General features: G+C 67.4%; 10 protein-coding genes and 2 pseudogenes. 5 read left to right on the forward strand and 7 right to left on the reverse strand.

All coding sequences use genetic code 11. The features are described 5' to 3' along the window. Together AC27IO_RS14320 and AC27IO_RS14325 are read right to left on the reverse strand one after the other, a co-directional pair. A pseudogene (locus AC27IO_RS14320) lies at positions 1-669 on the reverse strand (hypothetical protein); the annotation flags it as partial. A 302-nt stretch (positions 670-971) separates the two neighbouring features. After that, positions 972-1,370 (reverse strand): hypothetical protein, encoded by a 399-nt coding sequence (locus AC27IO_RS14325; protein ID WP_498739320.1) that lies wholly within the window; start codon positions 1,368-1,370, stop codon positions 972-974. 47 nt (positions 1,371-1,417) lie between these two features. Here AC27IO_RS14325 and AC27IO_RS14330 point away from each other — a divergent pair, with 47 nt between their 5' ends. From AC27IO_RS14330 to AC27IO_RS14350, 5 genes are all read left to right on the forward strand, one after another. Continuing rightward, the gene (locus AC27IO_RS14330; protein ID WP_498739321.1) at positions 1,418-2,941 is read left to right on the forward strand and encodes a 3-hydroxyacyl-CoA dehydrogenase; all 1,524 of its coding nucleotides are present in this window, start codon (positions 1,418-1,420) and stop codon (positions 2,939-2,941) included. Positions 2,942-3,010: 69 nt separating this feature from the next. Continuing rightward, a complete protein-coding gene (locus AC27IO_RS14335; protein WP_498739323.1) occupies positions 3,011-3,790 on the forward strand; it encodes an oxepin-CoA hydrolase, alternative type in 780 nt (259 codons plus the stop codon). A 225-nt stretch (positions 3,791-4,015) separates the two neighbouring features. Further along, the gene (locus tag AC27IO_RS14340) at positions 4,016-4,735 is read left to right on the forward strand and encodes a Crp/Fnr family transcriptional regulator (RefSeq protein ID WP_092743762.1); all 720 of its coding nucleotides are present in this window, start codon (positions 4,016-4,018) and stop codon (positions 4,733-4,735) included. Positions 4,736-4,769: 34 nt separating this feature from the next. Next, positions 4,770-5,855 (forward strand): phosphotransferase, encoded by a 1,086-nt coding sequence (locus tag AC27IO_RS14345; protein WP_284414487.1) that lies wholly within the window; start codon positions 4,770-4,772, stop codon positions 5,853-5,855. 62 nt (positions 5,856-5,917) lie between these two features. Then, positions 5,918-7,192, forward strand: coding sequence for an acyl-CoA dehydrogenase family protein (locus tag AC27IO_RS14350; RefSeq protein WP_284400045.1), 1,275 nt, complete (start codon positions 5,918-5,920; stop codon positions 7,190-7,192). Positions 7,193-7,343: 151 nt separating this feature from the next. Here the strand turns inward: AC27IO_RS14350 and AC27IO_RS14355 are convergent, their stop codons facing one another. The 5 genes and pseudogenes from AC27IO_RS14355 to AC27IO_RS14375 all read right to left on the reverse strand — a co-directional run bounded on the left by AC27IO_RS14355 (position 7,344) and on the right by AC27IO_RS14375 (position 12,095). Further along, positions 7,344-7,844 carry an Lrp/AsnC family transcriptional regulator gene (locus tag AC27IO_RS14355; RefSeq protein WP_284400048.1) on the reverse strand — a complete coding sequence of 167 codons (501 nt, stop codon included), beginning with the start codon at positions 7,842-7,844 and terminating at the stop codon, positions 7,344-7,346. 4 nt (positions 7,845-7,848) lie between these two features. Further along, positions 7,849-9,214 (reverse strand): annotated as a pseudogene (locus AC27IO_RS14360) (aspartate aminotransferase family protein). Next, positions 9,211-10,302, reverse strand: a complete 1,092-nt coding sequence (locus AC27IO_RS14365; RefSeq protein ID WP_317354238.1) for a phosphotransferase — start codon at positions 10,300-10,302, stop codon at positions 9,211-9,213. The pseudogene AC27IO_RS14360 and the gene AC27IO_RS14365 overlap by 4 nt, the downstream one beginning before the upstream one ends. Beyond that, positions 10,302-10,967 carry a haloacid dehalogenase type II gene (locus AC27IO_RS14370; protein WP_317354235.1) on the reverse strand — a complete coding sequence of 222 codons (666 nt, stop codon included), beginning with the start codon at positions 10,965-10,967 and terminating at the stop codon, positions 10,302-10,304. Before AC27IO_RS14370 ends, AC27IO_RS14365 begins: the two co-directional genes overlap by 1 nt. Before the next feature lie 405 nt (positions 10,968-11,372). Continuing rightward, positions 11,373-12,095, reverse strand: coding sequence for a hypothetical protein (locus tag AC27IO_RS14375; RefSeq protein WP_284404528.1), 723 nt, complete (start codon positions 12,093-12,095; stop codon positions 11,373-11,375). Positions 12,096-12,371 lie beyond the last annotated feature (276 nt).

The following is a 12,371-nucleotide window of genomic DNA, read 5'->3' on the forward strand; positions in this document are numbered from 1 at the left end:
CGCGCTGCGCAACGAGGGCTCGGTGCGGCGCATCACCGGGGGCGGAGCGCGCTCGGGCAAGGTGGCGGCGCGTGGTGCGGGCTTGGCGGACACCGGGGCGGGCGTTGGCACGGGCACGGCTACGGCAGCAGGCACCGCTGCGGGCGTGGCATATGCGACCGGCTCGGGCATGCCCGGCCACTCGTCCGCCGCCTGCGGCGCGGTCTGAAGCGACTCGCGACCCGTCGGCCCATCCACCACCGCGCCGCCCAGGGGCCCGTTGCCGCCACTGGCAGCGACGGCATGGCTCCAGTCCAGCGCCGACTGGCGGCGTGCGCGCGCCCAGATCCAGGCCGCCAATCCCAGGGCCAGGACCAGCAAGGCCAGCAGCCCGTAAACCACCGTGGCGGAAAACCGCTCGGTCTCGGCGGCTTCCAACTGCTGCTTGAGCTGGGCGGCGGCCGCGCGCTCGGAGGTGGCCTGGGCACGCTGCGCTGCCACCTCGGCTTCGAGCTTGCCGGTGCGTGCCGCGGACTGCTGCAGCTCTTCCACGGGCGTGTTCAGCGCCTTCCACAGCGCAGCGGCTTCGGTGCGCTGGGGGCTGGCATCAGTGGCGGTAGGCGCCGCCATCTCGGGGGCCGCGCGCAATGGCAGCGGGGCATCGAGCCACACATCCAGAGGCTCCATCACGAGGCGGGGGGCGCTCGGCGAGCGCCGGCTGCTGCGGGCTGGTGAACACCGCGCGGCCCGAAGCGGGCGTGGCGGGGGCCGCCGCAGCACGGGGTGCGGCAGCATTCGCGGCAGGGGCCCGTGGGGGACGGGGTGCCGCCGCGGGCCTGCGAGGGGGTGCATCCGTGGTGGCTGCGGCGGAAGTCCGTCCCGCACCCGTTGCAGCCGCGCCGTCGCCTGCAAGCCCAGGACCTGTGGCCGGTGCCGTGCGAGGCCGCGCCAATTGGCCCAGATCCACGGGGCGGGAGGTGCCAGCCGCCGATTCAGGCAGCTGCGCAAAAAAAAGTGTAGTTTCGTGTAACACCACCGCGGCATCCCGCGGTGAGCCTGGCGGTGAGAATGGGTTCGTCGGCCGACACATTGGCCTGCACGCGCACGGCAGCAGATCGGCCGGCCGAGGCGGGTATCGGCGTCACCCGGACTTTGGAATCCGGAACTGGAGTCTCGCCGGACACCAGCCGGGCCGCCACGCAGGACGATTCGATGTCCGTGCCCGGGTCGGGCTGCACCTCGAACACCAGATCCACCGGAGCGCCCAGCACCACGGCGCCGCGGCTCGCGCCCAGCGAAAGTGCCGTGGCGCTGCAGGCAACCATCGACAAACTTGCACCAAGAATCGCGTTACTTATTTTCACAACAGTTTCTTTTTTTGTTCGGCCCATTCTGGCACATAAGTCCTCCCCAATACGCCGCCGCCATAATGCGCCCCATGACCAGCAACCCATTTTCCTTCGTGGGCATCATAGGCACCGGTGCCATGGGCCAGGGCATTGCCCAGATGGCGGCACAGGCCGGCAGCAATGTTCTTCTATTTGATGCCAAGCCTAACTCAGCAGGCGAAGCGATTGACCATATCAAGCAGCAATGGCTGCGCCTCGTAGGCAAGGGCCGCATTACCGAAGCCCAGGCCGGCGACTGGCAGGCGCGGTTGACGGCGGTGTCCTCGCTGGAAGGTCTGGCGCCATGCGACCTGATCGTCGAAGCCATTGTGGAACGGCTCGACGCCAAGCAGTCGCTTTTTGCACAGATGGAGCGCATTGTCGCCACAGATGCCGTGCTGGCAAGCAACACGTCCTCGCTTTCGGTGACGGCCATTGGTGCGGCGCTGCAACACCCCCAGCGTTTGGCGGGTTTCCATTTCTTCAATCCCGTGCCGCTGATGAAGGTGGTGGAAGTCATCGCCGGCCTGCGCACGGACCCGGCCGTGTGCGAGCGGCTTGCCGCGCACGCCCGCTGCATGGGCCACACCCCGGTGCAGGCGCAGGACACGCCGGGCTTCATCGTCAACCATGCGGGACGCGGCTACGGCACCGAGGCGCTGCGGATCGTGAGCGAGGGCATTGCAGACTTCGCCACGGTGGACCGCATCCTGCGCGACCAGGTCGGCTTCAAGCTCGGCCCCTTCGAACTCATGGACCTGACCGCGCTCGATGTCTCGCATCCGGTCATGGAGTCGGTCTACCACCAGTATTTCGAGGAGCCCCGCTACCGCCCCAGCGTGATCACCGCCCAGCGCCTGGCCGGTGGCATGCTTGGCAGGAAGACCGGCGAAGGCTTCTTCCGCTATGCCGACGGCGTGGCGCAGGTGCCCGCGGAGCCAGCCGCGCCGGTCGTGGACCACATACCGCCGGTCTGGGTGTCTCCCCGCGCCGCGCGGCGGGCCGAGCTGTACCAGTTGCTCAAGGACCTGGGCGCGCAGATCGAAACCGGCACCTCGCCCTCTCCCAACGCGATCACGCTGGTGGCGCCCCTGGGATTCGACATCACCACGGTGGCCGTGGTGGAGCGGCTCGACCCGGCACGTACCCTGGGCATCGACATGCTGGTGGAAGACCCCGCCACCAGGCGCCGCGTGCTGGCCACCAACCCCGCCACGCGCGTGGACATCCGCAACGCGGCCCACGCGCTGTTCGCCCGCGACGGCAAGCCGGTGAGCGTGATCCGCGACAGCGGCGGCTTCGTCACGCAGCGCGTGGTGGCCACCATCGTGAACATCGCCAGCGACATCTGCCAGCAGGGCATCTGCAGCCCGGCCGACCTGGAAACGGCGGTCACGCTGGGCCTGGGGTATCCGATGGGCCCCCTCGCCATGGGCAATCGCTGGGGACCGACCAACATCCTCGAAGTGCTGTTCAACATGCAGACCGTGTATGGCGACACGCGCTACCGGCCCAGCCCCTGGCTGCGCCGGCGCGGCGCGATCGGGCTCAGCCTGCTGCACGAAGAAGAGTGAACCCACCGATCTTCCCTGCGGGCCGGCGCACCGCCGGCCCTGCCCGCCTCTTCTTTACTTAAAGCGCCCATGCCCGCACAACTCCAGAGCACCAGCCACGGACAGACCCTCGTGCTGACCATCCGCCATCCGGAAATGCGCAACGCGCTCGATCCGGCCATCTACGCGGCGGGCATCGAAGCCCTGAACGGCACCGAGCGCAGCGCGGAGGTGCGCAGCGTGGTCATCACCGGCGCCGACGGCACGTTCTGCGCGGGCGGCAACCTGCAGCGGCTGCTGGCGCGGCGCCAGGAAGATGCCGAGTCGCAGGCGCAGGGCGTGGAAGCGCTGCACCACTGGATCGAAACCATCCGCGCCTACCCCAAGCCGGTGATCGCCGCAGTCGAGGGCGCTGCAGCCGGCGCGGGCTTCTCGCTGGCGCTGGCCTGCGACCTCGTCGTGGCGGCGCGCAACGCGACCTTCACCATGGCCTACAGCAGCATCGCGCTGTCGCCCGACGGCGGCGCAAGCTGGAGCCTGGCCCAGGCCGTGCCACGCCAACTGGCCAGCGAAATGCTCATGGGTGGTGGCAAGGTGGATGCCGAACGCCTGCAAGCCCTGGGCGTGGTCAACCGGCTGTCGCAGGCCGGCTCGGCCCTGGCCTGCGCGCTGGAACTGGCGGACACCCTGAACGCACGCGCCCCCAATGCGCTGGCCAGCATCAAGGAGCTGATCAGCGAGGCGCCGCAGAACACGCTGACCGCGCAGCTGGCCCAGGAGCGCCAGCACTTCGTGCGCAACCTGCAGCACCCCAACGCGGGCGAAGGCATCTCCGCCTTTCTGGAAAAACGCGCAGCACGCTATCAATAAAATAGCAATCAAGACATATAAAACGCCGGCGCCAGGGCTTTTTTCCTTGAACTGCCGCGCCTGATCCCTGGCCTGGGTCCTGTGCCTGCCCCTTGCGGCAGCGTCGCGGCGTGGCCGTGCGCGCGTGCCAGACACGCAGGCGACAGCCCCGGGACAACGAGCAGCAGGCGCACCGGTCCCGGGCGCGACAATGAAAGCGATACCAGTCACCCAAAAGACAGACCAATGGACGACCCCATTCTTACCATCGAAGAACGTGAAGCGATCAATACCGGTCGCTGGTTCTCTTCCCTCTCCCCTTCTCTGCGGCACGACATTCTCCGATGCGCGTACGTCAAACGCTTCAAGGACGGCGGCCTGATCGCCGCCCGCGGCGATCCGCCCGAGGAATGGATCGCGTGCGCCCGCGGCGCGGTGCGGGTGAGTTCCACCTCCATCTCGGGCAAGCAGATCACGCTGACCTACGTGGAGCCCGGCATCTGGTTCGGCGACGTGGCGATCTTCGACGGGGACCGCCGCACGCACGATGCCTATGCGCATGGCGACACCACCATCCTGTGCGTGGCCAAGGCCGACTTCCGCAAGATCCTCAGCGCGCACGTGGAGTTCTACGAAGCCATGCTGCGCCTGCATGCGCGGCGCATCCGCCAGCTCTACGGCCTGGTGGAAGACCTCAACACCCTGCCCCTGCGCGCGCGGCTGGCCAAGCAGTTGCTGCACCTGGTGCGCAGCTACGGCATTCCCAGCCTCTCGGACGGACGCGAGATGCGCATTGGCCTGCAACTGGCGCAGGAAGAGCTGGCGCAATTGCTGGGCGCCTCGCGCCAGCGCGTGAACCAGGAACTCAAATCGATGGAGCGCGAGGACGCCATCCGCATCGAGCCAGGCGGCCTCGTGGTGCGTGACCGCGAAGCCCTGATGCGCATCGCAGAAACCGACAACTGACCGACCCGCCGGCCTCCCACCTCCACCGCACTCCATGAGCAACTACGACCACTTCATCGGCACCCGGCCCGTCTCCGATCAGCATGCGTTCGACACCAGGGCCCTGAGCGACTGGCTGGGCCGGAACCTGGATGGATTCGCCGGACCGCTGACGGTGGAGATGTTCAAGGGCGGCCAGTCCAACCCCACCTACAAGCTCGTCACGCCGGGCCGCAGCTACGTCATGCGCGCCAAGCCCGGGCCGGTCGCCAAGCTGCTGCCATCGGCCCATGCGATCGAGCGCGAGTTCGCGGTGATGAGCGGGCTGGCCGGTACCGACGTGCCCGTGCCCCACATGCATGTGCTGTGCGAGGACGAGTCGGTGATCGGCCGGGCGTTCTACGTGATGGAGTTCATGGAAGGCCGTGTGCTGTGGGACCAGTCGCTGCCCGGCCTGCAACCGGCCGAGCGCGGCGCCATCTACGACGAGATGAACCGCGTGATCTCGGCACTGCACACGGTGCGTTTCGCCGACCGGGGCCTGGCCGGCTATGGCAAGCCCGGCAATTACTTCGACCGGCAGATCGGCCGCTGGAGCAAGCAGTACGCGGCCTCCATCACCCAGCCCATCGAGGAGATGGACCGGCTCATGGAGTGGCTGCCTGCGCACATTCCGGAGAGCGCGCGCGACGAGAACCGCGTGTCCATCGTGCATGGCGACTTCCGGCTCGACAACCTGATGTTCCACCCCACCGAGAACCGCGTGATCGCGGTGCTGGACTGGGAGCTGTCCACCCTGGGCCATCCACTGGCTGATTTCAGCTACCACTGCATGGCCTGGCACATCCCGCCGGGCATGTTCCGCGGCATCGCGGGGCTGGACATCGCGGCACTGGGCATTCCGGACGAGGCCGACTACATCCGCCGCTATTGCGAGCGCACCGGCTTCACCACGCCCGAGGCGCTGCGCGCCGACTGGAATTTCTACCTGGCCTACAACCTGTTCCGCCTGGCCTCGATCCTGCAAGGCATCGCCAAGCGGGTGGAAGCCGGCACCGCCTCCAGCGCCCAGGCACGCACCTCGGGCGAAGGCGCCCGGCCCCTGGCCCAGATGGCCTGGGGGTTTGCCCAGCGCATGTGAAACCACGGCCGGCGATGCAGCACCGCCGGCCTGCCCCCAAGCCTTTCAACCGGAGGACCGCGATGGATTTTGATTACTCACCGAAGACCCAGGACCTGCAGGCACGCCTGCGGCAGTTCATGGACGACCACATCTACCCTTCGGAGCCCGCCTATGCCGCCGAGTTGGCGGCCAACACCGCCGCCGGCAAGCGCTGGACGGCCCTGAACACCATCGAGCAGCTCAAGCCCAAGGCCCGCGCCGCCGGGCTGTGGAATTTGTTCCTGCCGGTGGACAGCGCCGCCGCCTCGGGCTATGACGGCGCCGGGCTGACCAACCAGGAATACGCGCCGCTGGCCGAGATCATGGGCCGCGTGCCGTGGGCCAGCGAGGTGTTCAACTGCTCCGCGCCGGACACCGGTAACATGGAGACCATCGCCCGCTATGGCAGCGAGGAGAACAAGGCGCGCTGGCTCAAGCCGCTGCTGGAGGGGCAGATCCGTTCGGCCTTCGCCATGACCGAGCCCGACGTGGCCTCCAGCGACGCGACCAACATCGAGACGCGCATCGAACGCCAGGGCGACGAGTACGTCATCAACGGCCGCAAGTGGTGGATCTCGGGCGCGGCGGACCCGCGCTGCGCGGTGTTCATCACCATGGGCAAGAGCGATCCGGAAGCGGCCCGCCACTCCCAGCAGAGCATGGTGCTGGTGCCCGCCGACACGCCCGGCATCCGCGTCCTGCGACCGCTGAACGTGTTCGGCTACGACGACGCGCCCCACGGGCACGTGGAGATGGTGTTCGAGAACGTGCGCGTGCCCGCCTCCAACATCCTCCTGGGCGAGGGCCGCGGCTTCGAGATCGCCCAAGGCCGACTGGGCCCGGGCCGCATCCACCACTGCATGCGGCTCATCGGCCTGGCCGAACGCGCGCTCGAGCTGATGTGCCGTCGCGCCAGCAGCCGCGTCGCCTTCGGCAAGCCGGTCTCGCAGCAGACGGTGACGCAGGAGCGCATCGCCGAGGCCCGCTGCAAGATCGACATGGCCCGCCTGCTCACCTTGAAAGCGGCGTGGCTGATGGACGTGGCCGGCAACAAGGTCGCACGCACCGAGATCGCCATGATCAAGGTGGTCGCGCCCAGCATGGCCTGCCAGGTGATCGACTGGGCCATGCAGGTGCATGGCGGCGGCGGCATGTGCGACGACTTTCCGCTGGCCTATGCATATGCCAACGCGCGCACCCTGCGCTTTGCCGATGGCCCGGACGAGGTGCACCGCAACGCCATCGCCAAGTGGGAACTGGGCAAGTACGGAACCTACGGCAGCAGCGTGGAGCCGCCCATCACCCGCGGCTGCTGACTGCCTGCAGCCCCAAGGTGCAGGGGCCCACGGCTCCCTGGCCCCTGCCCTTCAGATTCCACTCAAAGAGGTTGCGATCGCCCCGGATCCCGGGGCGTTTTTCCATGGCATCGAGAATCGGCACGGGTCGCCCCAGACCCGGAGCCCACCGTCACTCCCAACGTTGCCGAGCCGCAATGGCCCCCAAGGGGTACTCGCGCCGTCCATGCGGTTGGCGCAGGACAATCCGGCAAGCGAAACGCTCGATGCCGATATCGTCTTCCAGCATCTTTTCCATCAGCGCCTGAAAAGCGCCGATGCCCGACACCACGATCTTGAGCAGGTAGTCGTATCCGCCGCTGACGTTGTAGCACTCGACGATCTCTTGGTACTTCCCGGCGCCTTCCTCGAACTTTCGAAAATCATGCGGCCGGTGGCTGCCGATGGTGACCTCGGAGAACACGATGACGTGATCCCCCAGTTTTTCAAGCGCGATGTCGGCGCTGTAGCCACGGATCAGTCCGATCTCCTGCAGCCGCTTCGTGCGCAGGAGACACGGGCTGGGGCTCAGCCCCACCGACTTGGCCAGATCGACGTTCGAGCAGCGCCCTTCGCGCTGAAGATGCGCGAGGATCTTGAGGTCAAACCGATCGAACAGGATGGCCGATTTCATGGCGCTATCGTATGGCCAAGCCGCCTTGCCTTGTGGTGCATGTCTCGGCCAGCGATTCGTCGAGCGCTTGGACAACCATGCCGGCCTGCTCCGCCGACAACACCAGCGGCGGGCGGATCTTGAGCACGTTGTGTCCCTGGGCACACGCGCTGAGCAACACGCCTTTGTCGCGCATCCGGTTGACGACCCGGCTGGTGATTTCGCGCGCCGGCGCCCGCGTCGCCCGGTTTGATACCAGTTCGACGCCCACGAAGAGCCCCGCCCCCCGAACGTCGCCGATGGCCTCGTGCTTCGCGGCAAGCCCCGCGATGCCGTCGAGCAGCAATCGGCCGATCCTGGCCGCGTGCGGCACCAGTCGGTCCCGCTCGATGGTCTCCAACACCGCCAGGGCCGCTGCGCATGAGACCGTGTTGCCGGCGAAGGTGTTGAAGTAGCGGGAGTTCTTGCCGAATTCCGCCAGGGCGTCGGCTGTCGCAAGGATGCCGGCGATCGGCTGGCCGTTGCCCATGGGCTTGCCCATGGTGACGATGTCGGGAACGAGGCCATGGCGCTGGAATCCCCACAGATGCTCGCCCGTGCGGCCGAAGCCAGGCTGCACCTCGTCGGCGATGAACAGCCCGCCAGCGCGCTGGATCGCCTCGACTGCCCCCTTCAGGAAGCCCGCGGGCTCGGGGAGTATGCCGTCGCTGGTGAAAAGCGAATCGACGATCAAGGCGCGGCCGGATGCCATGGCGCTGCAGGTCGGCGATGGCCGCCTCGACGTCGCGCGTGAAGCGCTCGCCGAGGTCGGCACCCTCGGCGTGGTAACGGCGCGGCGCCGGCACCAGGCGAACGTGCGCCCCCAGGTCGACGGTCGGGCCCAGCGAGGGCGAGAACTGCGACACGGCGTCCGTGATGCCGTGGTATGCCGTGTCGGTGACGACCACCCCCGTGCCGCCGGTGCGCACCTTGGCGATGCGATAAGCCAGGTCGTTGGCCTCGCTGCCGGTGCAAGTCAGCATCAGGTGGGCCAGATCCGTGCCCGGCACGCTGGCCAGCAGGCGCTCGGCCAGCTCGAGGATGGTGTCGTGGAGGTAGCGCGTGTTGGTCGCGAGGGTCGTCACCTGGCGGCAGATCGCCTCGGTCACCGCGGGGTGGCAATGACCGAGCGAGGTAACGTTGTTGTAGGCGTCGAGGTAGCGGCGGCCCTGGGGGTCCATCAGCCAAACGCCGTCACCGCGCACGATGTGCAGCGGATGCTCATACATCAGCCGGTAGGCCGGGCCGAGCAGCGCATTGCGCCGATCGATCATGGCCTCGGTGGCGGGGCCGACCTGGGCTCGGCCAGGGATGTAGGCATTGACCATATTGAAATCAGCAGTGGTTTTCATGGCGGGGTTTCAGTGGGTGTGGGGGTCAACAGGCGGTCGCGCGCCTCGTGGCGGGAAAGGTCTGCCATCTGCGACAGCGCCTGCCAGGCCGCCGGGTTATGCCGCATGATGTAGTCGCGGTTTTCGGGATAGCGCAAGGCACGCCACTCCGAGATCAAGGCCGTGATCAGGTGGCGCGTCGCCATGAGATCAGCGACGATCTCCTGCTCCGGCTCGGTCAGCGGCACAACGGATTGGTAGGCCCTGACGAACTGCGCCGGCCCTTCGAACGGATCGGCGCAGCCGGCCATGTGGAAGGCCGCTGCCGTGGCCACCTCGCCGACCAATGGCGCGTGCAGCATGTCGCCGAAGTCGATGATGCCGGTGATGCGCGACGGGTCGTGCGGCGCGACCAGCACGTTGTAGAGGTGATAGTCGTTATGGATCACCTGCGCCCTCAACGAAGCAAGGCGAGGCAGCACGTGGTCGATGAAGCGGGCCATGAACGACTGGGCCAGCACGCGCCTCGGGCCTTCCACCAGGCTGTCGAGCTGGACGGTCAGACGATGCGCTGCCGACACGTTCCACAGCAGATCATGGGCCGCCGCCGGGTGCGTGAAGCCTTGCAGGGCAAGGTTCAGCGCGGCCAGGCCCTGCCCCATCGCCACCCGCTGGGCAGCGGTTCGCGGTGTCTCCCGGATCTGGATGCCATCCAGGTAGGTGAGCATGCGCACGGTGGTCCGGATGCCCCCGGCGAGTTCCACGGTATCGCGCGCGCGTCCGTCCAGCATCCGCACCACGCGCGGAACCGGCTGGCCGGGCGATGTGCGGGCGATGTGCTCGATGGCGGCGATCTGGAAATCGACCAGTTCCACCCGCTCCGAGGGGTTGCTGATCTTGAACACGTAGCGCGCGCCGTCGGCCGATTCCAACGCGCAGTTTTGGTCGCGCTCGCCAGCGAGTGCCCTCACGCCGACGTCGAGGCCGTAGAGGCGCTTCACCAGCCGCTGCACCTCGGCTGGCGCCAGTTGGGGCGCTGCTGTGCTCAGTGCCGCGGCTTGGTCACGCATCGCGCCCTGGGTTCCCAGGTGGGGGTCGAGGCGGAGCATCAGAGTCCGAGCAATGCAGGAAGCTGGCGAACGTCTGTCAGGCGGCACACGCCATAGTCGCTCGACGCAGGCTCATGGCCCCGGTCGATGAAGGCCTTGGCCATGAACCCCAGGTCGGACGCCGTCATCAGGTCATAACGAAAACTCGACGAGACATGCATCATCTGATCGGGCCCGCATCCCAGCCGGTCGAACATGTATTCGAAGGCTTGCATGCGCGGCTTGTACGCGCGCGCTTCCTCGGCGGTATAGACCGCGTGGAAGGTGGCCTTGAGGTGCGCGACGCTGTGGGGAATCAGGTCGACCATCGAGTTCGACAGGACGACCAGCGGTACTTCTGGCGCAATCGCCTCCAGCACTTCCACCACGTTCGGGTGTGGCTGCCAGGTCGGCACGGCGTCGTACAAAGCGGCAGCATCCGATGCCAGGCATTCGATGCCGTGCGCCTTGCAGGCACGTTGGATGGCGTTCGCCACCACGTCGTAGAAAGGCTTCCAGTCGCCCAGCACCTCGTCGAGGCGATAGGCCCGAAAACTGTCCAGGAACGCAGGCATCCGATCGGCCGCCACCCGGTCTTTGAACAGGATCTTTGCCGTCGGCCCCATCTCGAAGTTGATGAGCGTGCCGTAGCAGTCGAAGCTGATGAATCGAGGTTTGAAGATCATGGGCAGATCTGCTGTGTTGAGGTGAAACGAGTCTAGGACTGCACCCTTTACAGGAGATGCCATAACGATGCGAGTCCCGAGCAGTTTCTTTGTCAATCTGCACGGGGCCTGGCATTTTTGGATAGTGTTGTTTTGCCCTCGTCCGGCGCGATGGCGGCCACTACTGCATCGCGAGGCGCACCCTGCGCATGCGATCACGCAGGGGTGGCCCGATGGGGAAATGGGGCTGAAATCCCAGCGCCGACGGGCAGGTCCCGTTGCGCTGAGCACTTGCCGATTCGTCAGGCCAGCCTTGGCTCGCCGCGTTGGAAGACCGCGTTCGATCGGCCCGCAGCGAGCCGCTGCGATCTCCCTGCATTCACGGTCGCAGCGAATCCGCCTCGGCGCAATTCGTGCCAGCCGGTCCTAGTTCTTCGCTGTGCCCTGCGGCAGGTGCTGCAGGGCGCTGCGGGCAGCCTCGTGCAGCAGCATCACCGCATCGGCCAGTGTCTGCAGGTGGTCGCCCGGGTATTCGATGCGCAGCGACACCTTGCCGCGCGCCACCATCAGCATCAGCGGCGGCGCTTTCGGCGCGCGCGTGCCCGCTTCATCGGGCTCGCCCTGGGCCGGCAGCAGCATCTCCAGCAGATGGGACACCATGGACGGCTGCACCCACCGCTTGGCGTGCAGGCCGCCCTCGCCCACCACCGCGAAATGCTGCCAGAAAGGCAGCGGCACGCCGGGCCACGCCATCTCCTCGAACATGGCGAGCCAGCGCACTTCCTCGGGCAGGTCCCCTGGCAACGAGGTCTGCAGCGTGTCGGTGAAGGCACCGTAGGCTTCGCGTTCCAGTGCCTCCTTGAGGGGGCGGGATACCAGCATCAGCGCCACGTCGGGCTCCACGCCCACATCGATGCGTGCGCGCAGTTCCGTGCCCCTCAGGTAGTGGCGCTGCGGCGCCCCGCACTCCAGGCGCCAGGTGCGCCCTTCGTACTGGCCCAGCATCAGGAACCCGCCAGGCTCCGCGGTACGCGAGAAAGCCAGGCCCTGCGCGGCCGCCCATTGCTCGGTGTCCTCCAGCGATACGGGGCGCGGAGGATCGTCGGGGCGTGGGCCCAAGGCGAAGGCTTTGCGAAAGCGCTCGAACATGGTGTGAAAAAATCAGGGCAAAGGCTCGGCAGAAGCAGCCATTATTCGCCCAAACCGGCCCCCTCTGCTCGCACGCGCCAGCATGCACGGCACTTTCCACCCCTTGGGACTTTTTGGGTACTTCTTCGCTACTCGCCAGGCCGTTTCTGCCTGGCCATCCGATATCACCGCATGACCGCACCGCCCGCCGCCCCGACCCACGCCGCCGCCCTCTCGCGCAGGGCCGCCATCGCCGCAGCGGCCCTGGGGCTGCTGCCCGTTGCCGGGGCACGGGCT

This window comes from Acidovorax sp. KNOB132, from assembly GCF_057541515.1.

Coding starts and splice junctions, on each gene's coding strand:
- AC27IO_RS14350 (WP_284400045.1), top strand. CDS start 5,918: ATGGATTTTGATTACTCACCGAAGACCCAGGACCTGCAGGCACGCCTG.
- AC27IO_RS14375 (WP_284404528.1), bottom strand. CDS start 12,095: ATGTTCGAGCGCTTTCGCAAAGCCTTCGCCTTGGGCCCACGCCCCGAC.
- AC27IO_RS14340 (WP_092743762.1), top strand. CDS start 4,016: ATGGACGACCCCATTCTTACCATCGAAGAACGTGAAGCGATCAATACC.
- AC27IO_RS14345 (WP_284414487.1), top strand. CDS start 4,770: ATGAGCAACTACGACCACTTCATCGGCACCCGGCCCGTCTCCGATCAG.
- AC27IO_RS14355 (WP_284400048.1), bottom strand. CDS start 7,844: ATGAAATCGGCCATCCTGTTCGATCGGTTTGACCTCAAGATCCTCGCG.
- AC27IO_RS14365 (WP_317354238.1), bottom strand. CDS start 10,302: ATGCTCCGCCTCGACCCCCACCTGGGAACCCAGGGCGCGATGCGTGAC.
- AC27IO_RS14370 (WP_317354235.1), bottom strand. CDS start 10,967: ATGATCTTCAAACCTCGATTCATCAGCTTCGACTGCTACGGCACGCTC.
- AC27IO_RS14335 (WP_498739323.1), top strand. CDS start 3,011: ATGCCCGCACAACTCCAGAGCACCAGCCACGGACAGACCCTCGTGCTG.
- AC27IO_RS14325 (WP_498739320.1), bottom strand. CDS start 1,370: ATGGGCCGAACAAAAAAAGAAACTGTTGTGAAAATAAGTAACGCGATT.
- AC27IO_RS14330 (WP_498739321.1), top strand. CDS start 1,418: ATGACCAGCAACCCATTTTCCTTCGTGGGCATCATAGGCACCGGTGCC.